This window comes from Streptomyces sp. NBC_01460 (assembly GCF_036227405.1).
Classification (GTDB): domain Bacteria; phylum Actinomycetota; class Actinomycetes; order Streptomycetales; family Streptomycetaceae; genus Streptomyces.
This window is the reverse complement of the sequence record NZ_CP109473.1, coordinates 5,873,339-5,894,873: the sequence shown is the minus strand read 5'-3', so window position 1 is coordinate 5,894,873 and position 21,535 is coordinate 5,873,339. Positions and strand designations below refer to the sequence as shown.

Here is a 21,535-nt window from a genome sequence, read left to right as displayed (position 1 = left end):
GCCGGGCCTCCGGACCGGGTGCGGGGAGGCGGCCGCCTGCGCGGACCCGGATCCGGGCCATGGACGGCCCGGCTCCGGGAACACGAGCAGGCATGGACACCAGGGCCTTCACCCACGGACGCCGTCTCGCCGCACTGCTGGCCGTCGTGCCCCTGGCCGCGGCGTGCGGCGGGGGCCACGACGGGAACCTCGGCGGGCGGCCCGGTCCGGAGCCGCCCGCCCTGTCCCGGGGGACGCACCTGCTGATCACCACCGACAACGGCGTACGGCTGCGCCCGGCCGATGGCGAGCGGGCCGCCACCGACCGGCACGTGACGAGTCGGTGGTTCCGCCATGACGACACCTGGACCCTCGACCTGACCTGCACGGACCACGGCGGCCAGGACCGGCCCGACTGCCCGCGGATGCCCGTGGTCGCCGTCCCCGCCGGCACCTCCGTCACGGTCACGGCGAGGAACGCGGGCGTCGACGCGGTGGGCGTGGAGGCGGAGTTGGACCTGACCACCGTCAACGGCGACGTGACGGTGACCCGTTCGGGCCGGGACGACGCCTCCGTCCGGCTCGTCACCCGCAACGGCTCCGTCCGGACCAGCACGCTGCACTCCGTACGCCTGCACGCGGAGACGGTCAACGGCGACGTGACAATCGGCAGCGCCACCTCGCCCGCCGGCCTCACCGCCCTCACGACCAACGGTTCCGTAAGGGTGGCGCTGCCCCACGACTCCCCCGGCTACCGCACGACCGCCACCGCGCGGAACGGCCGGACCTCGGTCACCGTCCCGGGCCCCACGGGCGGGACCGGGCACGCGATGTCGCTCACCACCGTCAACGGTGACGTCACGGCGGCGCGCGGCTGAACCCGGTGCCGTCAGTTCAGGCGACGACGCAGCCACCAGGCGCAGAAGCGACGTCCGGCGCGCCACGCGCCCCGCGCGCGAGCCGCTACGCGACCCAGCAGTAGACACGCCGGCCCTGGAGCCGGGCGCTGACGACGAGAGCGGCCAGATCGACGAGGATCACTTCGGCGATCTCCACGTCGATGGTTTCGCCGTCCTCCGCGCACTGCGCGGACCACGCGGCAGCGGCGTCCTCCAGCTCGGACCGCTCGGCCTCGGCGAGTGCGGTGGACAGGTGCGGTGAGATCGCGAAGACGACGCACCCGTCGTCGTCCTGGCCGGCGACGGTACGAGGCTCACCGGCTTCGACGAGGTCCTCGAAGCTGCCGCCGACGAGGAGGCATTCCCATGCGACCACGGCTTCTTCGGGATCGAAGTTGCCGAAGGAAAGCGACGCGAAAGCGCGTCGCGGCCCGGTCCGGACGACCGAGGCCGCCGACGCGTCGTCCGGGGCCGCGAAGAACTCGACGATGATGCTCACCCAGGCATCATGCAGGACCGCCCGCGACCGTGATCGGCCGGGCGGCGCCTAACGCCCGACAACCGCGCCGTCGTAGACGTGGTCGGGGGTGGCGACCGCGGTGATCGCGCGGGCGAGCAGCGTGGACGGCTCCTGACCGCCGGTCTGGATGTCCGTGTTGATCATGATGACCAGGGTGGCCTTCCGTGCCGGCAGATGGACGGTCACGGTCTCGTATCCGGGGATCGAGCCGTTGTGCCCGATCCATCCGTTGGTCTCGAAGATCCCGAGCCCGTAGCTCGTGCCGGGGAAGCCGGTCGGCAGCGTCCTGAGCCGCTGCGCCTGGGTCCCGGGGCTGAGCAGGGTGCCGGTGGCGACGATCCGGGCCCAGCGGCGCAGGTCCTGCAGATCCGAGATCATCGCTCCGGCCGCCCAGGCCCAGCTGGGGTTCCAGTTCGTGGCGTCCGCGGTGCTGCCGTCGAGCGTCTGGTCGGTGTATCCGCGCGGGTGCGGCTCGGGGAACTCCGCCCCCTGCGGGAACAGCGTGTGGCGCAGGTGGGAGGGGCGGAGCACCCGGTGGTGGATGAAGTCGGCGAGCCGGTGTCCGCTGATCTTCTCGATCACGAGGCCGAGCAGGACGAGGTTGGTGTTGGAGTACTGGAACTGCTTGCCCGGCGCGAAGGTGTTCGCGTGCTTGAAGCCGTAGGCGAGCGTCTCCCTCGGGGTGAAGGAGCGGCGCGGGTCGCTCAACAGGGCTTTGATGAAGCCGGGGTCGGAGGTGTACGGGAACAGGCCGCTGCGCATCTCGGCGAGGTGGCGCAGCGTGATCCGGTGGCCGCCCGGAACGCCGCGGACGTAGCGGGAGATCGGGTCGTCGAGCCCGATCAGGCCGTCGTCGACGAGTTCGAGCAGCGCGGTGACGGTGAAGGTCTTGGTCTCGCTGCCGATCCGGAGGGAGGAGTCGGCGGCCATCGGCTCGCCGGTCGCCTTGTCGGCCACCCCGGTCGCGCGGACGTAGCACCCCTTGCCCGGCATCCACAGTCCGACGACGGCGCCGGGGACACCCGCCTTCTTCCGTACGTCCTCGATGGTCCTGTCCAGGCGGGCGGTGAGCCCGGCGCCGAAGCCGTCCGGCGGGCAGCCGTCCTCGTCGTGCCGGGCGGCGCCCGCCGCGGGGCCGGCCGTGGCGGGGAACGCCGCCATCGGGGCCAGTGCGGACGCCACGAGCAGAGCCACGGCGAGCAGCCGGCGGGAGGGGGTACGTCGCATGCGGGGGCACCTCTTCGTGAGGGGGAGCGGACGGCAAGAACCTCACCATCCGCACCCGCCGCGGGTGCCGTTTCCCTTCCGTGCGCCGAGGAGTCCACTCATTCGGAGCCGCGCGGCCTCCCGGCTCGGGTCACGGGTGTTCGCCGGGTCCCTCGGCGTTCGGGGCGAGGCGCGTGGGCGAGAGGGCGGTGTCCTCCTCGCCCGGCTCCAGCAGGGTGGCCGCGGCACCCACGATGAGGGGGTCCGGCGTGCCGACGGCCTCGCGGTCCTTGGCCGCGTAGTCGATGCGTGCGAGGAGGCTGCGCATCGCTTCGAGACGGGCCCGGCGCTTGTCGTTGCTCTTCACGACGGTCCACGGCGCGTGCTCGGTGTCGGTGGCGCGGAACATGTCGATCTTCGCCGTGGTGTAGTCGTCCCACCGGTCGAGGGAGTCGATGTCCGTGGGCGAGAGCTTCCACTGACGCACGGGGTCGACCTGGCGGATGGCGAAGCGCGTGCGCTGCTCGGCACGGGAGACGGAGAACCAGAACTTGACGACGATGATCCCGTCGTCGACGAGCATCCGCTCGAAGGCCGGGCACTGCCGGAGGAAGAGTTCGTACTCGGGCGGGGTGCAGAAGCCCATGACGCGTTCGACCCCGGCCCGGTTGTACCAGGAGCGGTCGAAGAAGACGAGCTCGCCGGGCGCCGGCAGATGGGCCGTATAGCGCTGGAAGTACCACTGGCCCCGCTCGCGGTCCGTGGGCTTGTCCAGGGCGACGATGCGCGCGCCTCGGGGGTTGAGGCGCTCGGTGAAGCGCTGGATGGTGCCGCCCTTGCCGGCCGCGTCCCGTCCCTCGCAGACCACGACGACCCGCGCCCCGGTCTCCTTCGTCCACCGCTGCAGCTTGAGCATCTCGATCTGGAGGATGCGCTTGGCCCGCTCGTACTCCTTGCGGCGGATCTTGCGCTCGTACGGGTAGTTCTCCCGCCAGGTCTTGATCGGCCTGCCCGCCTCGTCCAGCAGGATCGGCTGCTCCGGCCTGCTGGTGTCGACGGTCAGGCCGTCCAGCAGCTGCTTCTCCACCCGGTCACGGTCCACCCGGCCAAGACTGTCACCCGTTCGCGCCACCCGCCACCACGTGGCGGGGGCGCGTGCGGCGGATCCGGCGTCCTCCCCCGCGAGGGCCCACGCCTCCGTGCGGTGGTGCACTGTTCCTCGCCCCTGCTCGCCGCCCCGGGACGGGAGACAGCCACGCACATAAGTAAGGTGAACCTAACAGCGCCAGGTCAGCGGTCCGCTGCCGCACCATGTGACTACGGAGAACCCCTTGTCGAATGCCGCGCCCGTGGCCCCCGCCACCGCCCCCTCCCCCGGCGACGACCCCCTCGCCGGAGCGGTGCCCCTGCGGTCGGCGGAGCAGTTGCGGGAGATCCTGGGCGAACCCTGGCCGCTCGTCATCGAGAAGGTCCACGACGAGCTCACCGAGGACGACCTCGGCCTGCTGGCCCGGGCGCCGTTCTGCGCGGTGTCGACGTCCGACGCCGACGGCAACTGCGACACCTCACCGCGGGGAGGGGAGCCGGGCTTCACCCGGGTCCTGGACGCGTGCACCCTCGTGCTCCCCGACCTCCCGGGCAACCGGCGCGGCGACAGCTTCCACAACATCCTGTCCAACCCGCACGTGGGCCTGCTCTACCTGATACCCGGCGCGATGACCGTCCTGCGGATCAACGGCCGCGCCCGCATCCTGACGGACGCCCCCTTCTTCGACGAGATGGCCGTCAAGGGCCGGCGTCCCGACCTGGCGCTGGTCGTGGACATCGACGAGATCTACCTGCACTGCCCGGCCTCGCTCAAGCGCTCGGGCGTGTGGGCGCCGGAGACGTGGGAGGGGGCGGCGGCCTGAGGCCCAGGGTTCGCCGTCCGGCCCCGGCACACGGTGTGCCGGGAACCATGAGGCGGGACCGGCGCGGAACGCGCCGCGCTCGTCGGTCGCCTCAGCTGTCGCGGGCTTCCTCCACCGTGCTGACGACCGTGGAGACGGTGGATGCCGTGGCTCCGGCGGCGCCGTCGACCAGTTCGCCGAGTCCCCCGGCGTCGTCGAGCGCTCCGAGCGAGACGGGCTGTCCGGCCGCGTGTGCGACGTCCCCGTCTCCCGGGTGCGGACTGATCGCGGCGATGACCACGCCGGTGGCGAACGTGAGAACGGCGAGTGCGCTTCGCTTCTTCATGCCGGATCAACGGCTCGCGGCCCCGGAGGACACGCCGGATCTCCGCGCCACCCGCACCTTCCCGCCGTGGTCCCACCTCGCCGTCCCGCCGGACCGGCGCGCTGCCTACGCTGTACGCATGGTGATCTACGCCCCGGCGGCGCTCCTTCTCCTCGCCTTCTGTGTGAGCGTCTCGCGTGAGCGCCGGAAGTTCAGCAACGCTGTGATCCTGGGGCTGGCGGTTCTCTGCGCCCTGGCGGGCCTCCTGCACAGCACGGTCTCGTCGGGGTCCGTGTCGGCACGGGTCGTGGCTGTGTCGCTGCTGGTTCCGGGTGCCGTGGCCGTCCTCGTCCTGACGTACTTCCTCTTCCACAACGGCGTACGGATGCTGCGCAAGGAGGGCAGGAGCCCGTCCAACCTGCTGTCGCTGCTGAGCGCCCTGGCGATCCTCGCCGTGCTCGCCCTGCTGGCCGTCGCCGCCGTGCTGCGGACCCCGGTGCTGATCGGGGTGGCGGCCACGGCCGGCGGGCTGGCGCTCTACTTCTCGTTCCTGTTCCTCTGCTTCGTCTGCTACGCCTTCCTCTACGGACGGCTGCTGGTACGCCGCAGGGCCGATTTCGTGGTGGTGCTGGGTTCGGGGCTCGTCGGCGGGTCCACCGTGCCGCCGCTGCTCGCGAGCCGGCTGAAGCGGGGGCGGGAGGTCCACGCCCGGCTCTCCCGGCGCGGCGGTTCCCCCGTGCTCATCACCTCGGGCGGGCAGGGACCCGACGAGGACCTGCCCGAATCCCACGCCATGGCGGATCACCTGGTGGCCGAGGGCTTTCCGGCTCACCTCATCGAGCGGGAGGACCGGTCGACGACGACGGAGGAGAACCTGCGGTTCAGCAAAGCGATCATGGAGGAGGCGAAACCCGGCTACCGGTGCGTCGTCGTGACGAACAACTACCACGCCTTCCGTGCCGCCCTCACCGCCCGACGGGTCCGGATCCGGGGACAGGTGGTGGGCGCGCCCACGGCCGCGTACTTCTGGCCCAACGCGACGATCCGCGAGTTCACGGCGGTCCTGATGGACTACCGGCGGAGCAACGCCGTGATGTGCCTGCTGATCGTCCTCGGCGGAGTGGCCGTCTGGTGGACCCGTCTGAGGTAGGAGCGCCGACACGCCGCGAAGACGCTCAGAACCCGCCGCCGCCGTCGAACCCGCCACCGCCGCCGAACCCACCGCCGTCCCCGAAGCCGCCGCCGCCGAAGCCGGAGGAGTCGAAGTCGGAGCCGGAGACGTCTCCGCCGCCCCAGTCGCCGCCCCCTCCGCCACCGCCGAAGTCGCCGCCGCCGTACTCCGCCGCGTACGCCGGGGTGGAGAGCATCGAGCCGAGCATGGTGCCGACCAGCAGGCCCGGCAGCAGCCCGCCGCCGAAGTAGCCGCCGGCCCAGGGGCCGTAGGCGGGGCCCGCCTCCCAGTACGGGCGCCGTCGGCCGTCGCCGACGTCGACCGTGCGGCTCATGGGGTCCTCGCCCTCGCGGAGCCGGACCTCGTCGGCGCCGCAGACGGGGACCTCGCGGGACGCGCCGCCGGACGGTGTCCACATGACGTCCGCGACCGAGGGGCCGTGGCGCGGGTCGAAGAAACAGGGCGGCCTGCGCGCCGGGAGCGACCGGCCCGTGCGACGGGCCTCCAGGACGGCGAGGGAGAAGCGGCCGTCCTCCAGGGCCTGGGTGACCCCGCGTACGTCGGAGGGGTGGCGCGCGCCGCCCATCCGGGACTTGGCGTCCTCGTAGGAGTCGAGCGCGCGCTCGTAGTCGATGCGCATCGCGTCGTCCGCGCCCTTCTCGGCCGGGTGGAAGTCCAGCCGGTCCAGGGTCTCGCCGTACGCGGTGATGTCCTCGTCCACGACGACCCGGAGCTTCTCCAGAGCGGCCTGCTCCTCTTCCTCCTTGCGCTTCCTGTTGCGGCGGACGACCGCGAAGGCGGCGCCGCCGCCGAGGACGACCACTCCGCCCAGGACGACCAGACCGGCCACCGGGGCGCCGTTCGTGGCACCGTCGTCCGCGGAACCACCGGACCAGGAGGCCGGGGCGCTGCCCTTGGCCTGGTCGACGGCCTTGTCGACGAACGCGTTCAGCTGCGCCGCCGTGCTGGTGTCCGCGCCGGGTGCCTTCACGAGTGTCGTGAGGTTCTCGACGGCCCGGGTCGGCATCACCTGCGGGTCGGCGCCCGCGTCGAACCCGTCGCCGAGGCGGACGGCGTAGACACCGGTGATCCCGGTGTCGGTGCGCAGGTTCTGGAGCAGGTTCTCCGGCGGGTACTGGGACGTCGCCGGCAGCACGGCCACGAAGACCGGCTTGTCGGCGTCCGTGATCTTCTTCTCCAGGGCGGCCTCCTGGGACGCCGAGAGCCGGCCGGACGCCGCCGGGTCGACGTACACGGGGCCCTGGCGCAGGGCACGGGCCGCGTCGTCGATCGTGGACGGGGCGGCTTGGGCAGGGGAGGACAGGGCCAGTAGTGCCGCCGAGAGGATCAGCAGCAGGCCGGCCCACAAGGGGGCGAACAGCCTCTTCCGCATACTCCGAAGGTAACCCGGACGGGTGATAAATGCGTCGCCCGCCCGGGTCCCTTCCATGCTGTTACCCCTGCGGCACGGCGCGGTACGCCGCGCGCAGCTTCGCCACCGCTCCGGTCAGGTCACCGGTGAGCAGCAGGTGGTCCGCCTCCGCGAAGGGCTTGGACACCGCCGGGGTCAGCTTGCCGCCGGCCCTCTGCTGGACCAGGAGCCTCGCCCGGTCCACGATCTCCTTGCCGACCGCGGTCCTGCCCAGGCCCGCCCGCTCGGCGAGCTGGGCGGCGACGGCGAGGCCCGCGAGGGTGAGGTCACCGCCCGACGGCACCTTCTTCAGGGTGGTCAGTCCCCAGCCGTACGGGAACTGCGGGTCGTAGGCCGCGTCGCCGACGTTGATCGGCAGCTGCGACTCCGACTTCGGCCAGGTCACCGGGAGCTGTCCGGTGAAGGCCCGCTTGCCGTAGAGGACGTCGGCGACGCCGTCGCCCTCGGTGCCCGGCAGCCAGGAGGCGACCAGCGCGTCGATGTCGCCGAGCCGGTCCCCGATGAGCTGGGGGCGGCCCGAGACGATCAGGACCGCGCACTTCATGGCGGCGCAGACCGTGTCGACGGCCTTCTTGTCGGCCTCGGAGAGCTCCAGGTCGTGGCCGTTGCCCACGTCCCCGATGCCCTCGGCGTACGGCTTCTCGCCGACGACCACGACACCGGCGTCGTAGCCGTCGGTCGGGGCGGAGGCGTCCTTGGAGAAGGTGGCCGAGGAGGTGTTCTTCTCGATGCCCTTCAGGATCGTCGTACCCGTGGTGGTGGCACCGGAGGCGCCCTGCCAGCTGACGGTCCAGCCGCCGGCCTGGTTGCCGAGGTCGTCGGCGTTGGAGCCGGCGACGTAGACCTTCTGCGAGGCCTTGAGCGGGAGCACCGAGCCGTCGTTCTTCAGGAGCACCTGGGACGTGGCGGCTGCCTCACGGGCGACCGCGCGGTGCAGCGCCGAGCCGACGTCGTCCAGGTTCGACGTGTCGGCGTACGGCTTCTCGAAGAGGCCGAGGCGGAACTTCTGGGTGAGGATCCGGGACACCGCGTCGTCGATCCGGGCCTGGCCGATCCGGCCGGCGGTGACCTCGTCCTGGAGCGTCCTCGTGAAGTCCTGGTACGCGGTCGGGACCATGATCATGTCGAGGCCGGCGTTGACCGAGGTGCGGACGTCGCTCGCGTAGTCACCGGGGATCTGGTCGATGGCCTGCCAGTCGCTGATGACGAAGCCCTCGAAGCCCATCCGGTCCTTGAGCACGCCGTTGATCATCTCCGCGTTGGCGTGCATCTTCACCGGGCCGGCGTCGTCGCCGAGGACGTCCAGCGAGGAGTACGACGGCATGACCGTGCCGACGCCGCGCTTCACGGACTCGGCGAACGGCGCCAGGTGCACGGCTTCGAGCTCCTGCCGCGTGACCTTCGTGACGCCCTGGTCGATGGTGTACGAGCCGGTGGTGGAGGAGCCGAACTCCGTGCCGCCGTCGCCGACGAAGTGCTTGGCGCTGGCCAGCACCTTGTCGTTGCGGGCGAGGTCCTTGCCCGACGCGCTGCCCTGCATGCCGGTGATGACCGTCTCCATGGCCTCGACCAGGGCGGGGTCCTCGCCGTACGCCTCGTAGGAGCGGCCCCAGCGCTCGTCGCGGGTGACGCACACGCAGGGGGCGAAGTCCCACGGGATGCCCGTGGCGCGGACCTCGCTCGCGGTGACCGCACCCGTCCTCTCCGCGAGCTTCGGGTCACGGCCCGCGCCGATGCCGATGTTGTGCGGCATGATCGTCGAGCCGATCACGTTGTTGTGGCCGTGCACCGCGTCCACGCCGTAGATCAGCGGGATCTGGAAGCGGGTGGCCTGGGCGCGCAGTTGGTAGGCGTCCACCATCTTCGCCCACGCCTCGGGCGTGTTCGGGGTGGGCACCGAGCCGCCGCCGGAGAGCAGCGAGCCGAGGTCGTAGGCGGCGATGTCGCCCTGCGACTTCAGCGCGTTGCGCTCGGCCTGGGTCATCTGGCCGGCCTTCTCGGCCGGCGACATCCGCGCCAGCAGGTCGGCGACGCGCTGCTTCACCGGGAGCTTCGCGTTCTGGTAGGGCAGCCCGTGGGCGTCGATGACGACCTGCGGGTTCTCCTTGGGCGCCTTGGCACCGGTGACCGTGAGCTCCAGCGGGACCGTCTCCGCGGACTCGGCCCCCTTGTCCTTGGCGGTGGCCACGGTGACGGTGTGCGTGGTGCCGGAGGCGGTGCCCGCGGGGAAGGTGTGGGTGCCGCTGACCGGGGTGTAGTCCTTGCCGGACTCGGCGCTGCCGCCCTTGGTCGTGTACGCGACGGTGACGGGCTCCTCGACGGGCACGGAGCCGGTGGTGGCGACGGAGATCCTGATGTCCGCCGAGCCGCCCTCCTTGACCGTGTGCACGGCGGAGTCCACGACGACGCTCGACTTCAGGGCGGGGTCGGCCTTGCCGTAGAGCTCGACGGCGTCCATGGCGAAGGAACCGGGCGCGCCGGTCGGCAGGGTGAGGGCGTAGCCCCACATCTCGTTCAGGCCGAGGACCTGGTCGATGCCGCCGACGGGCTGGTAGTCCGCGCGGTAGACGAAGTCCGCGAAGGGGATCTCGACCTGGTGCCACCCCTCCCAGTCGTCGGTGAAGGAAGTGGTCCACAGCTCGGAGGCGCCGCCGTTCGCGCCGCCGTCCTTGATCTCGAAGTTGATCCGCTTGCCCGAACCGGGCGGCAGGGGCGCGGTGTTCTGTCCGTACCACCAGAAGCGGATGCCCTTGTGGGCGGTCCAGTCCTCGGGCGGCTGGTCGACGGCGAACTCGTGGCTCAGTCCGCCCCAGGCGCTGATGTCGTACGTCCCCTGGAGGACCTTGGCGCCCTCGGGTGCGTCGGCGCGCTCCCTGAACTCCAGCGCGGGGTGGTCGTCCGCGTCGCCGCCCCAGGTGAACAGGGAGTCGGCGGGCGGGTTGCCGAAGGGGACCTCGCCCTCGAAGCGGTCGACGAGGACGGGGGCGGGGTCCTCGGCGTCGGCGGCCGCGCTGGGGACGGCCCCGGCGAGGAGCGAGGCGAGGACGGTGGCTGCGGCGAGCGCGGCGGTCGCCGGTCTCGCGCGGTGGCGTGCGCGGGTGTGCGGTGTACGGGGCATGTGCGGCTCTTCTCTGCTCCGGTGGCCGGTGGTCGGGGCTGCTTCTGCTCGACCCGCACCCGGTCGATCTCCGCCGTGATGCCGCCCTGGGCGACGCGGTCGACGCTGGACTGCGGGAGACTCCGGTAGGGCTGGGTGACCTTGTTCCCGCCGGCGGGACAGGCACCGCCGAGGGCGAGGTCGGGGATCACTTACTGGTTGTGGAACCGAGGTCGATCCGTGTCCAGGCGTCGTCGGCGACGTCGCTGGACCAGCGCGTGGCGGCGCTGCCGTCGGCCGCGGCCCCCGGGACGGCCGCGGCGTTCTCGCTGCCGATGCTCCGGTACGGGTCAGTCGGTGCGGGACTCACGGGTGAGGCGGATCGTGTCGCGGTACCACTTGGCGCTGTCCTTGAGCGTCCGCACCTGCGTGTCGTAGTCGACGCGGACGATGCCGAACCGCTTGTCGTAGCCGTAGGCCCACTCGAAGTTGTCCATGAGGGACCAGGCGAAGTAGCCCCGGACGTCGGCGCCCTGCCGGCGTGCCTCGGCCATGGCCTCGATGTGGTCGGCGAGATAGGCGGTGCGGTCGGTGTCGGGCACGGAGCCGTCCGCGGCGACGGTGTCGTCGAAGGCGGCGCCGTTCTCGGTGATGACGGTCGGCAGCGCGTAGTCGCGCTGGAGACGCGTCAGCAGGTGGGTGAGCTCGGTGGGGGTGATCTCCCAGTCCATGGCGGTGCGCGCCAGGTCGCGCTCGACCTCGCGGACGACGGGGAGGCCGTCGGCGTCGGTCGGCGATCCCTCCTCGGTGACCCCGGAGACCAGGGCGCCCCGGTAGAAGTTGACGCCGAGGACGTCGAGGGGGGTCGAGACGGCTTCCAGGTCGCCGTCGCGCACGGGGAGCTCGATGCCCTGGGCCGCGAGGTCCTCGACGACGTCCTGCGGGTAGCGCCCGTGGACGATCGGGTCGAGGTAGAGGCGGGTGCCCATGCCGTCGGCGCGGCGGCAGGCCTCCCGGTCGGCCTCACTGCCGGTCTCCGGGGTGGCGGTGCCCAGGTTGAGGGTGATGCCGAGTTCGAGGGGGTTGCTCCCCGCCGCCTCGCGCATCTGCCGGGCGGCGAGGCCGTGGCCCAGGAGCAGGTGGTGGACGGCGCCCATGGCGTCGCCCATGTCGCTGCGGCCGGGGGCGTGCGCCCCGTAGGCGTATCCGAGCATCGCCGAGCACCACGGCTCGTTCAGGGTCGTCCAGTGCTCGACCCGGTCGCCGAGCGCCTCGTAGGCGAGCATGGCGTACTCGGCGAACCGCAGGGCGGTGTCCCGGACCGGCCAGCCGCCCGCGTCCTCCAGCTCCTGCGGCAGGTCCCAGTGGTAGAGAGTGATCCAGGGGGTGACTCCCCTGCCCCGGAGCTCGTCGACGAGCCGCTTGTAGAAGTCGAGGCCCTTGGCGTTGGCGGGGCCCCGGCCGCCCGGCTGGATGCGCGGCCAGGCGAGGGAGAAGCGGTAGGTGTCGACACCGAGGCCGGCGATCAGCTCCACGTCCTCGGGCATCCGGTGGTAGTGGTCGCAGGCCACGTCGCCGTGCTCCGCGTGGTGCACGGCGCCCGGGACCCGGCAGAAGGTGTCCCAGATGGAGGGGGTGCGGCCGTCCTCGGAGACGGCGCCCTCGATCTGGTACGAGGAGGTGGCCACGCCCCAGCGGAAGTCCGCGGGGAGTCCCTGGACGGCGGCGGGCTGCAGGCTGCTGCGGGGCGTGACGAGATTCATGGGTCTCCGTAACTCCGGGTGTGCTGTGGGGTGGTGAGGGGTGGTGCGGTCAGTGGTGCAGCCAGCAGGCGACCTCGCGGTCCTGGCCGGCGTCCGGTGCGGCCAGGACCGGCACCCGGGCGGAGCAGGCGTCGAACGCCTTGCCGCACCGGGGGTGGAAGGCGCAGCCCGAGGGCATCGCGGACAGGTGCGGGGGTGAGCCGGGGATGCCGGTGAGCTCGCGCCGGGGGCCGTGCAGCGCGGGGAAGGAGTGCAGCAGGCCCTCGCTGTAGGGGTGGCGGGGGTCGCGGTAGATCTCGGCGGCTCCCGCCTGCTCCACGATCCGCCCGCCGTACATGATGGCGATCCGGTCGGAGAACTCGATGAGCAGCGAGATGTCGTGGGTGATGAACACGACGGAGAACGAGAGGCGTTCGCGCAGCTCCACCAGCTTGCGGAGGATCTGCCGCTGCATGACGACGTCCAGCGCGGTGGTGGGCTCGTCCATGATGACGATCTCGGGCTCCAGGGCGAGCGCCATCGCGATCATCACGCGCTGGCGCATGCCGCCCGAGAGCTGGTGCGGGTAGGCGGCGAGCCGGTCGGCGGAGATGCCGACGAGGTTCAGCAGCTCCTCGGCCCGCGCGGTCCGCTCGGCGGCCCGCATGCCGGGGCGGTGCGCGGTGAGCACGTCGGTGAGCTGGCTGTGGACGGTGTGCACGGGGTTCAGCGAGTTCATCGCCCCCTGGAACACGATCGACAGCTCCTGCCAGCGGAAGGCGCGCAGCTGGTCCGGGCTCAGGGCGAGGATGTCGACGGCCTCACCGCCGGGCCGGTGGTAGTGAACGTCGCCCCCGGTGATCACCCCGGGCGGGGAGAGCAGCCGGGTGACGGCGTACGCCAGCGTGGACTTGCCCGAGCCCGACTCGCCGGCCAGACCGAGGACTTCACCGCGGTGCAGGGTGAGGTCGATGTCCCGCAGCGCGTGGACGCCGGTCGCGCCGGTGCCGTAGTCGACGTTCAGGCCGCTGATGGTGAGGATCGGCTCGGCGGTCATGCGCTGTGCTCCTTGCTGGGCTTGCCGGGCGAATCGGGGGCGCCGGACGGGGTCGGCTCCGCGGGGGCCCCGGACGATGCCGGATCCGCGGGGCCGCCGTCGCGGACCACCGGGGTGAACGCGGGCGGCTCGGACGCGCCGGGCGACGGGGGCCCGGCGGTGCGGACGACGGGGGTGAAGCCCACCCGCATCCGGACCTTCCGGGAGGAGCCCGTCGCGGTGCGCAGGCGCGGGTTGACGAACTCGTCGATGCCGAAGTTGATGAGGGAGAGCGCGGTGCCCAGCAGGGCGATGCACAGGCCGGCCGGGACGAACCACCACCAGGCGCCCTGGGCCAGGGCCTGGTTGGACTGTGCCCAGAAGAGCACCGTCCCCCAGTTCCAGTGGGAGATGTCGGCGACGCCGATGAAGGCGAGGGTGATCTCCGAGAGCACCGCGAAGATGACGGTGCCGACGAACCCGGACGCGATGACGGCGGTGAGGTTCGGCATGACCTCGAACAGGATGATCCGCCAGGTCGACTCACCGGTGGCGCGGGCCGCCTCCACGTAGTCGCGGCGCCGGAGCGACAGGGTCTGGGCGCGCAGCACGCGTGCGCCCCAGGCCCATGAGGTGAGGGCGATGACGGCGGCTATCAGCAGGTCCCCGGTGTCCTCGACGAAGCTCGCGATGATGATGATCAGCGGCAGGCCGGGGATGACGAGGAAGATGTTGGAGAGCATCGAGAGGATCTCGTCGGCGGCTCCGCCGAGGAAACCCGCGCTGACCCCGATGAGCACGGACAGCACGGTCGCCAGGATGCCGGCGAGGAATCCGACGAGCAGCACGCCGCGGGTGCCCACCAGGATCTGGGAGAGGACGTCCTGACCGGTCTGGGTCGTCCCGAACCAGTGCTCGGCGGACGGGGGTTGCAGCAGCTGGTCGCTCATCGCGTCCGGGTCGTACGGGGCGAGCCAGGGGCCCGCCACGGCGAGGAACACGAAGAACGCGAGGATGAGCAGCCCGGTGCGGGTCTTCCCTCCGCGCAGGAAGCGGAACCTCACCCGGCCCGCCGCGGCGGGGGTGGGCGGGTCGTCCAGGACGGCGACGTCGGTGGCGGTGACGGACACAGTCGTCATGCCTCCTTACGAGTGCGGGGGTCGAGGAGGGCGTAGGCCATGTCGGCCAGCAGGTTCGCGGCGAGCACGGAGAGCGTGATGATCAGGAAGACGCCCTGCATGAGCGGGTAGTCCTTGGCTCCGACGGCCTGGAAGAGCTGGTAGCCGATGCCCGGGTAGGAGAAGACCATCTCGACCAGCAGGGTGCCGCCGACGATGAAGCCCAGCGAGAGGGCGAAGCCCGAGATGTTGGGCAGGACGGCGTTGCGCGCCGCGTAGGAGAACATCACGCGCCGTTCGGAGAGCCCCTTGGCCTGCGCGACCATGACGTAGTCCTCCGAGGAGACCGTCACCATCATGTTGCGCATGCCGAGGATCCACCCGGCGATGGCGCTCAGGACGATCGTCACGCCGGGGAGCACGCCGTGGTAGAGCGCGCTGGAGACGAACGGCCAGTCGAAGGCCGGGACCAGGGAGTTGTCGTACCCTCCGGCGGCCGGGAAGATCTGCCACTTCACCGCGAACACCGCGATGGCGATGAGGCCCAGCCAGAAGTACGGGATGGCCGAGATGAAGGTGGTCACCGGCAGCAGCCCGTCCAGCCAGGAGCCGCGCCGCCAGCCGCTGTAGACGCCGATGCCGGTGCCGAGCAGGAAGCTGATCAGGGTGGTGATCCCGACCAGGGCGAGCGTCCAGGGCAGCGACTGGGAGATCACCTCGCCGACCGGGGTCGGGAAGAAGGTGAAGGAGAGCCCGAGGTCGCCGTCGAGGAGATGCGACCAGTAGTCGGTGTACTGCGACCAGACGGACTGGTTCTCGTCGAGGCCGAACAGCGCCTTCAGCGAGGCGATGGCGGTGGTGTCGAGCTGCCCCTGGTAACGGCTCATCAGGGCGTCGACGGGGTCGCCCGGCATCATGCGCGGGATCAGGAAGTTGATGGTGATCGCGGCCCACGCGGTGACCGCGTAGAAGGCGAACCGCTGGAGGATGTACTTCACTTCGCTGCTCCCTCGGCGGTGGTGCCGTCGTACAGCCAGCAGGCGGCCCACTGGCCGTCCGCCAGGTCGAAGCGCGGCGGCAGCTCGGTGCGGCAGCGCTCCATGGCCTTCGGGCAGCGGGGGTGGAAGCGGCAGCCGGCCGGCGGGGCGATCAGGGAGGGCGGCTCGCCGCTCCCGGCCTCCTCCTGCGCCTCGGCGTCCGCCACCCGGTCGGGGTCCGGCGCGGAGGCGATGAGCAGCTGGGTGTACGGGTGCGCGGGGTGCTGGGTGACGGTCTCGCTGTCACCGCCCTCGACGATCCGGCCGGCGTACATCACCAGGGTCGTGTCCGCGAAGTAGCGGGCGGACGCGATGTCGTGGGTGATGTAGAGGATCGCCAGGTGCAGACGCTCCTTGAGGTCGCGGAGCAGGTTGAGGACCCCGAGCCGGATCGACACGTCCAGCATCGACACCGGCTCGTCGGCGAGCAGGACCTGGGGGTCGGCGCCGAGCGCGCGCGCGATCGCGACGCGCTGGCGCTGCCCACCCGACAGCTCGTGCGGGAACTTCTCCAGGTACTGATGAGGAGGAGTCAGCTGGACGCGTTCCAGCAGAGCCGCCAGGTTGGTCTCCAGCTCCGCCTCCCCGTCCCCCGCCCGGCCGTGGATCTTCAGGGCGCGGGTCAGGTGGTAGCGCACGGTGTGCACCGGGTTGAGCGAGGCGAAGGGGTCCTGGAAGATCAGCTGGACCTGCTTGACGTATCTACGGAAGGACCGGCCACGCCCGGCCTTCACCGCCGTGCCGCCCAGCTCGATCTCCCCCGCGGTGAGCGGGTACAGCTGGGCGAGCAGCCGTGCGACGGTGGATTTGCCCGAGCCGGACTCCCCCACCAGAGCCGTGACGGTGCCGCGCCGGAGCTTCAGCGAGACGTCGTCGACGGCGTGGACGGTACGGCGGCTGCGGGCGAGGAGGTCCTTGCCGGTGCGCCGTACGGGGAAGTGCTTGGTGACTCCGCGTGCTTCGAGCACCACATCCGTCGTGGTGCGCACGTCTTCGGACTGTTCGGTGGTCATGGCCGGTTCTTCCCGTGCTTACTTGGCGGGCTTCAGGTTCAGCACGACTTCCAGCGCGTCCTGCTGGGTGTGCTGCGGGGCGGCGTAGGGGTCCTCCTCGGTCGGCCAGCCCACCCAGTTCTTCGTGGAGTACTCGGCACCGATGGGGGCCGCGGCCGTCGGGATGACCGGCGCCTGGTCGACCATGATCTTCTGGAGGGAGTTCATGGCCTTGGTGCGCGTCGCGTCGTCCGTGGCGTTGGCGTACTCCTTCAGCGCGGCGGTGGCCTCGGGGCTCTTGAAGCGGCCGAAGTTGCCGAGCTGGGAGGCCTTGCCGACGGGCTGGAGGATCGCCCCGTCCATGATGTTCTGGTACATGTCGTACGGGGTGGCGCCGCTGTTGGTCCAGTGCAGGGTGGCGTCGAAGTTGCCGACGGCGACGTCGTTGGTCCAGGCCTCGGCGGTCTGGGTCTTGACCTTGGCCTCGATGCCCAGCTGCTTGATGCTGTCCTTGATGATCGAGAGCCCGGTGATGTAGTCGTTCCAGCCGGCCGGGTCGGTGAAGGTCAGCTTCACGGGCTTGCCGCCCGGGTCCTTCAGGACGCCGCCGCTGAGCTTGAAGCCGGCCTCGTCGAGGATCTTCTTGGCCCCCGCGACATCGGGCTTCGTGGTGGCGCTCTTGTACTCCGGGGCGAGGAACGGGTCACCGGCGGGCAGCGGGATGCCGGTCGGGTTGGTGATCTCCGGGTAGAGCGTCGCCTGCGCCTGCACGTGGATCGCGTTGCGGTCGACGACCATGGCCATCGCCTTGCGCAGCGCCGGGTTGTCGAACGGCTTGCGGGCGGTGTTGAACCACAGGCCGTGGATGCCGAGCCCCGAGGGGAACCAGAGCTTGTGGTTCTTCTGGTCCTTGGCGACGTACAGCTGCTTGTAGTTCGGCATGAAGACGAACGACCACTCGAGCTTGCCGTTCGCCAGGGCCGTGGTCGCGGCGCTGTTGTCGTTGTACGTGCTGTAGCGCAGCTCCTTGACCTTGGTCTTGCCCTTCCAGTAGGTGGGCGTCGCGGTCAGGGTGGTGGTCTGCGGGGTGAAGGTCTTCAGCTTGTACGGGCCGGAGCCGACCGGGGTGCGGTTGGGCCAGGTCTCCGGGTTCTCGACCTTCTCCCAGATGTGCTTGGGCACGACATAGGTCGAGATGATCTTGTTCTGGTTGACGAACTGCGATTCCTTGAACGTCAGGACGACCTTCTCGCCCTCGACGGCGATGCCGTCGTAGGGGATGCCGTTGCCGTTGAGCGCGGGGTGCTTCTTGAGCAGCTCGAAGGTGAAGGCGACGTCGGCCGCGGTGAGCGGCTTGCCGTCGGCCCACTTGGCCCGCTCGTCCAGGGTGAAGGTGAGCTCGGTGAAGTTGGACTCCCAGTCCCACGCGGTCGCGAGCCAGGGGTCCGCCTTGTCGGTGGGGCGGATCATGTTGGTCATCGCCAGCGGCTCGTAGATCATGTACCGGTAGCCGAGCGTGGCGCTCGCGGAGGTGGCGAGGAACGGGTTGCTGTTGTTCGTCTGCGGCCCGTCGGGCTTCCCGATGTTCAGCACGCCGGAGGCGCCGGCGCCGCCCCCCTTGTTGGCGCCCGAGTTGGCGGACGAGCAGCCCGCGGCGAGCGCGACCACGGCAGTGGCGACTGAGAGCGCTCTCAGAGTGTGACGACGGCGTACGGACATGGCGACTCCAGGAGGACTGCGGGTCTGGGAGATCCGGTGTGGACAGCGCTCGACGCGCCGGGGCGGGTGGTGCGGGTGCCGGGTGCGGCTGGTTCGGGGATGCGGACGGACGACCGGCGGGGCCGGGTCCGTTACGGCGCCGAGTGGCGCACGACCAGTTCGGTGGGCAGCACGACCGGTCCGGCCGGTACGGCGGTGCCGCCGAGGTGGGAGAGCAGCAGACGGGCCGCCGCCACACCCATCTGCCGGGTGGGCTGGTGCACGGTCGTCAGCGGCGGTTCGGTGTGTTCGGCCATCGGGATGTCGTCGAAGCCGACCACCGCGATGTCGTCGGGTACGCGGCGGCCGGCGGCTCTCAGGGCCCGCAGGACCCCGGCCGCGCTGATGTCGTTGAGGGCGAAGACGGAGTCGAACTCGGTCCCTGCGGCCAGGAGTTCCTCCACGACCAGGCGACCCCGGCGTTCCGTGAAGTCCCCGTCCACGACCAGCTCGGTGGGCAGGACCGAGCGGAAGCCCGCGAGCCGGTCCCGTACGCAGCCGAAGTGCTGCGGGCCGGTGACGACCAGCGGCCTGGTGCGCCCCGCCGCTCGCAGATGACGGGCGACGGACGCACCTCCCTCGCGATTGGTGGTCACGACGGAGGGGAATTCGGGATGGTGTCCCCGGTCGTCGATCAGGACGATCGGCAGCCCGGAGCGGTGCAGTTCGGTGAGCTGGTCGAGCGTGTTCTCCGGTTCGACGACGACGAGCCCGTCGAAGGCGCGCGCCGACACCTGGGTGGTGAAGCGCTTGACGGACTCCGCCCCCCGGGTGCACGTGAAGAGCAGCAGCCCGTAGTCGGCTGCCTCGACCGTGTCGACGATCCCCTGGAGCACCTCACCCATCCACGGCCAGGTGAACGACGGCACCAGCAGCCCGACCGTACGGCTGCGGCCACGTGCCAGCCCGACGGCGCCGGAGCTGGGTACGTAGCCGAGGTCCGCGATCACTTCACGAACACGGGCGGCCGTCGAACCGTCCACTTCGCCCTTGAGGTTGATGACCCGGGACACGGTCGTCTTGCTGACGCCGGCCTCGCGGGCGACATCGGCGATGGTGACACGCAACGGGGCCTCCAGGGACAAGGCAGGACAGGGGGTCGGACGGGCTTCGGTACCGGTTCCGGAACCGGTACCGGCGTTGCGGCTGGAGTTAACCCCGCCGGAACAGAGGCGTCAATACTTCACACCGAGATTGGTCCGTACCGATCATCGAAGCAGCTCCGACGAGGCTTTCGTTCACTTCTTGAACACCCATGTCGGAGGGACCTCTTGACGTGAGCACGTAAGAGCAGTTCACTCACGGCTCGTTCGACGGCACTTCCCCCACCCTGCCGAGAAAGGCAGCAGCCATGATTCGGACCAGCAGAACGGCGAGGGTCCTCGTCGCGACGGCGCTCGCGACCGCGGGACTCGCCGGGCTCTCCCCGGGCACCGCGCAGGCGGCCGGCGAGACCGTGAACATCGCGCTGACCACCACGGACGACTCCGGCGGCCGCCATGTCACCCGCGGCCTCCAGGCACAGACACCGGTCGCCTTCGGCGCGGGCAACGGCGGCTCCGGCACGAACATCACGGTCGACGAGAACACCCGCTACCAGACCTTCACCGGTGGCGGCGCCTCGTTCACGGACACGGCGGCCTGGCTGATGAAGGGCAGCGGGGCGCTGAGCCAGGCGACCCGCGACGCGACGATGAAGAAGCTCTTCTCGCCCACCGAGGGCATCGGACTGTCGTTCGTACGCAATCCGATGGGCGGATCCGACCTCGCGCGGTTCGGCTACACCTACGACGACATGCCGGCCGGGCAGACCGACCCGAACCTCGCCAACTTCTCGATCGCACACGATCTGCAGGACGTACTGCCGCTCACCAAGCAGGCCGAGCAGCTCAATCCCGCCCTCACGACGGTCGCCTCCCCGTGGACGGCCCCGGCGTGGATGAAGGACAACGGACGGCTCGACGGCGGCTGGCTGAAGGCCGAGAACTACGGCGCCTACGCGAACTACTTCGTGAAGTACCTCCAGGCGTGGAAGGCCCAGGGCGTCCCGGTCGACTACGTCACCGCGCAGAACGAGCCGACCTGCTGCTCCGGGTACCCCTCGATGAGCTGGAACGGGTCGGGGCTGGCCTACTTCACGAAGAGCGAGCTTCTGCCGAAGCTCCAGGCGGCCGGCCTGGCCACCAAGGTGCTGGCGCACGACTGGAACTGGGACACCTACGACGCCTACGCCGCGCAGACCGTCGACGACGCCGCGGTGCGCAGCCACCCGAACTTCGGCGGGATCGCCTGGCACGGCTACGGCGGTGACATCGCGAAGCAGACCACCGTGCACAACCAGTACCCGGGGCTGGACGCCTTCCAGACCGAGCACTCGGGCGGGACCTGGATCGCCGACCAGCAGCGCGAGGACATGCTTAACATCATCGACTACACCCGCAACTGGGCGAAGTCGGTGACCAAGTGGTCGCTCGCGGTCGACCAGAACAGGGGGCCGCACAACGGCGGTTGCGGCACCTGCGACGGACTGGTCACCGTGCACAACGGGGACAGCAGGCACGGCCAGGTCGACTACACCGTCGAGTACTACACGATGGGCCACCTGACCAAGTACGTCCGGCCGGGAGCCGCCCGCATCTCCTCCACCGCGAGCTCCACCGTGCCCAACGTGGCCTGGCGCAACCCGGACGGCTCGAAGGCCCTGATCGCCTACAACGGTTCGACGTCGGCGCAGCAGGTGACCGTCAACTGGGGCGGGCAGAAGTTCACCTACTCCCTGCCCGGCCGCACCTCGGCGACGTTCACCTGGTCGGGCACCCAGTCCGGCTCCTCGGGCAGCGGCGGCGCCCTCTCGGGCATCGGCGGCAGGTGCCTCGACGCCACGGGCAACTCCGGGGCCGACGGGACCCCGGTCCAGATCTGGGACTGCACCGGCGCGGCCAACCAGCGCTGGACGGTCGGCGGCGACGGCAGTATCAAGGTGCTGGGCGCCTGCCTCGACGTCACCTCGGGCTCCACGGCCGACGGAGCAAAGGTCCAGCTGTACACCTGCAACGGATCCGGCGCACAGCGGTGGACGTACAACTCCTCGACGGGGGACGTGGTCAACACGGCGGCGGACAAGTGCCTCGACGTGACGGACCAGTCCTCGGCGAACGGCGCGCGCGTCCAGATCTGGACCTGCACCGGGGCCGCCAACCAGAAGTGGCGTCTCCAGTAGGAGCACGTCCGGGCCCCGGTCCGGCGGAACGCGCGACGGCGGTCGCGCGTTCCGCCGGACCGGGGCCCGGGACTTCGACGGTTGACGGCAGGACCGCCCGGCCACCGGCCGGAG

At 71.0% G+C, this 21,535-nt stretch carries 18 protein-coding genes; 4 read left to right on the top strand and 14 right to left on the bottom strand.

Annotated features, from left to right (window positions below; all coding sequences use genetic code 11):
* The first annotated feature begins 92 nt into the window (after positions 1-92).
* Positions 93-857 carry a DUF4097 family beta strand repeat-containing protein gene (locus OG488_RS26740; protein ID WP_329233189.1) on the top strand — a complete coding sequence of 255 codons (765 nt, stop codon included), beginning with the start codon at positions 93-95 and terminating at the stop codon, positions 855-857.
* An 85-nt stretch (positions 858-942) separates the two neighbouring features.
* Here OG488_RS26740 and OG488_RS26735 read toward each other — a convergent pair whose 3' ends face one another.
* From OG488_RS26735 to ppk2, 3 genes are all read right to left on the bottom strand, one after another.
* A complete protein-coding gene (locus OG488_RS26735; RefSeq protein WP_329233187.1) occupies positions 943-1,377 on the bottom strand; it encodes a hypothetical protein in 435 nt (144 codons plus the stop codon).
* A gap of 48 nt (positions 1,378-1,425) precedes the next feature.
* Positions 1,426-2,625 (bottom strand): serine hydrolase domain-containing protein, encoded by a 1,200-nt coding sequence (locus OG488_RS26730; protein ID WP_329233186.1) that lies wholly within the window; start codon positions 2,623-2,625, stop codon positions 1,426-1,428.
* Between the two features lie 130 nt (positions 2,626-2,755).
* The gene (ppk2, locus tag OG488_RS26725; RefSeq protein ID WP_329239035.1) at positions 2,756-3,706 is read right to left on the bottom strand and encodes a polyphosphate kinase 2; all 951 of its coding nucleotides are present in this window, start codon (positions 3,704-3,706) and stop codon (positions 2,756-2,758) included.
* A 229-nt stretch (positions 3,707-3,935) separates the two neighbouring features.
* Between ppk2 and OG488_RS26720 the strand changes: the two genes are divergently transcribed.
* The gene (locus OG488_RS26720) at positions 3,936-4,514 is read left to right on the top strand and encodes an MSMEG_1061 family FMN-dependent PPOX-type flavoprotein (protein WP_329233184.1); all 579 of its coding nucleotides are present in this window, start codon (positions 3,936-3,938) and stop codon (positions 4,512-4,514) included.
* Positions 4,515-4,605: 91 nt separating this feature from the next.
* Here the strand turns inward: OG488_RS26720 and OG488_RS26715 are convergent, their stop codons facing one another.
* Positions 4,606-4,839, bottom strand: coding sequence for a hypothetical protein (locus OG488_RS26715; protein WP_329233182.1), 234 nt, complete (start codon positions 4,837-4,839; stop codon positions 4,606-4,608).
* A 118-nt stretch (positions 4,840-4,957) separates the two neighbouring features.
* Between OG488_RS26715 and OG488_RS26710 the strand changes: the two genes are divergently transcribed.
* Positions 4,958-5,968: a YdcF family protein gene (locus tag OG488_RS26710; RefSeq protein ID WP_329233180.1), complete on the top strand. Its 1,011-nt coding sequence runs from the start codon at positions 4,958-4,960 to the stop codon at positions 5,966-5,968.
* Positions 5,969-5,993: 25 nt separating this feature from the next.
* Here OG488_RS26710 and OG488_RS26705 read toward each other — a convergent pair whose 3' ends face one another.
* The 10 genes from OG488_RS26705 to OG488_RS26655 all read right to left on the bottom strand — a co-directional run bounded on the left by OG488_RS26705 (position 5,994) and on the right by OG488_RS26655 (position 19,268).
* A complete protein-coding gene (locus OG488_RS26705; protein ID WP_329233178.1) occupies positions 5,994-7,382 on the bottom strand; it encodes a hypothetical protein in 1,389 nt (462 codons plus the stop codon).
* Between the two features lie 61 nt (positions 7,383-7,443).
* Positions 7,444-10,539 (bottom strand): glycoside hydrolase family 3 N-terminal domain-containing protein, encoded by a 3,096-nt coding sequence (locus OG488_RS26700; RefSeq protein ID WP_329233176.1) that lies wholly within the window; start codon positions 10,537-10,539, stop codon positions 7,444-7,446.
* 187 nt (positions 10,540-10,726) lie between these two features.
* Positions 10,727-10,888 carry a hypothetical protein gene (locus OG488_RS26690; RefSeq protein WP_329239341.1) on the bottom strand — a complete coding sequence of 54 codons (162 nt, stop codon included), beginning with the start codon at positions 10,886-10,888 and terminating at the stop codon, positions 10,727-10,729.
* Positions 10,869-12,281, bottom strand: a complete 1,413-nt coding sequence (locus tag OG488_RS26685) for a GH1 family beta-glucosidase (protein WP_329233174.1) — start codon at positions 12,279-12,281, stop codon at positions 10,869-10,871. The genes OG488_RS26690 and OG488_RS26685 overlap by 20 nt, the downstream gene beginning before the upstream one ends.
* Before the next feature lie 49 nt (positions 12,282-12,330).
* Positions 12,331-13,317 carry an ABC transporter ATP-binding protein gene (locus OG488_RS26680; protein WP_329233172.1) on the bottom strand — a complete coding sequence of 329 codons (987 nt, stop codon included), beginning with the start codon at positions 13,315-13,317 and terminating at the stop codon, positions 12,331-12,333.
* Positions 13,314-14,426, bottom strand: a complete 1,113-nt coding sequence (locus OG488_RS26675; RefSeq protein ID WP_406466320.1) for an ABC transporter permease — start codon at positions 14,424-14,426, stop codon at positions 13,314-13,316. The genes OG488_RS26680 and OG488_RS26675 overlap by 4 nt, the downstream gene beginning before the upstream one ends.
* 5 nt (positions 14,427-14,431) lie before the next feature.
* Positions 14,432-15,412 carry an ABC transporter permease gene (locus tag OG488_RS26670; RefSeq protein WP_329233171.1) on the bottom strand — a complete coding sequence of 327 codons (981 nt, stop codon included), beginning with the start codon at positions 15,410-15,412 and terminating at the stop codon, positions 14,432-14,434.
* Positions 15,409-16,464, bottom strand: coding sequence for an ABC transporter ATP-binding protein (locus OG488_RS26665; RefSeq protein WP_329233169.1), 1,056 nt, complete (start codon positions 16,462-16,464; stop codon positions 15,409-15,411). The genes OG488_RS26670 and OG488_RS26665 overlap by 4 nt, the downstream gene beginning before the upstream one ends.
* Before the next feature lie 18 nt (positions 16,465-16,482).
* Entirely contained in the window at positions 16,483-18,162 is a 1,680-nt protein-coding gene (locus tag OG488_RS26660; RefSeq protein WP_329233167.1) for an ABC transporter substrate-binding protein, read from the bottom strand.
* Between the two features lie 131 nt (positions 18,163-18,293).
* Entirely contained in the window at positions 18,294-19,268 is a 975-nt protein-coding gene (locus tag OG488_RS26655) for a LacI family DNA-binding transcriptional regulator (protein WP_329233165.1), read from the bottom strand.
* Positions 19,269-19,552: 284 nt separating this feature from the next.
* Between OG488_RS26655 and OG488_RS26650 the strand changes: the two genes are divergently transcribed.
* On the top strand, positions 19,553-21,421 hold the full coding sequence (locus OG488_RS26650) for a lectin (protein WP_329233162.1): 1,869 nt from the start codon (positions 19,553-19,555) through the stop codon (positions 21,419-21,421).
* Positions 21,422-21,535: the final 114 nt, after the last annotated feature.

What these genes read in the sequence shown, in the direction of transcription:
- OG488_RS26665 (WP_329233169.1), bottom strand. Translation starts at nt 16,464, where the DNA reads ATGACCACCGAACAGTCCGAAGACGTGCGCACCACGACGGATGTGGTG.
- OG488_RS26710 (WP_329233180.1), top strand. Translation starts at nt 4,958, where the DNA reads ATGGTGATCTACGCCCCGGCGGCGCTCCTTCTCCTCGCCTTCTGTGTG.
- OG488_RS26700 (WP_329233176.1), bottom strand. Translation starts at nt 10,539, where the DNA reads ATGCCCCGTACACCGCACACCCGCGCACGCCACCGCGCGAGACCGGCG.
- OG488_RS26660 (WP_329233167.1), bottom strand. Translation starts at nt 18,162, where the DNA reads ATGTCCGTACGCCGTCGTCACACTCTGAGAGCGCTCTCAGTCGCCACT.
- OG488_RS26715 (WP_329233182.1), bottom strand. Translation starts at nt 4,839, where the DNA reads ATGAAGAAGCGAAGCGCACTCGCCGTTCTCACGTTCGCCACCGGCGTG.
- OG488_RS26730 (WP_329233186.1), bottom strand. Translation starts at nt 2,625, where the DNA reads ATGCGACGTACCCCCTCCCGCCGGCTGCTCGCCGTGGCTCTGCTCGTG.
- OG488_RS26740 (WP_329233189.1), top strand. Translation starts at nt 93, where the DNA reads ATGGACACCAGGGCCTTCACCCACGGACGCCGTCTCGCCGCACTGCTG.
- OG488_RS26680 (WP_329233172.1), bottom strand. Translation starts at nt 13,317, where the DNA reads ATGACCGCCGAGCCGATCCTCACCATCAGCGGCCTGAACGTCGACTAC.
- OG488_RS26685 (WP_329233174.1), bottom strand. Translation starts at nt 12,281, where the DNA reads ATGAATCTCGTCACGCCCCGCAGCAGCCTGCAGCCCGCCGCCGTCCAG.
- OG488_RS26705 (WP_329233178.1), bottom strand. Translation starts at nt 7,382, where the DNA reads ATGCGGAAGAGGCTGTTCGCCCCCTTGTGGGCCGGCCTGCTGCTGATC.
- OG488_RS26650 (WP_329233162.1), top strand. Translation starts at nt 19,553, where the DNA reads ATGATTCGGACCAGCAGAACGGCGAGGGTCCTCGTCGCGACGGCGCTC.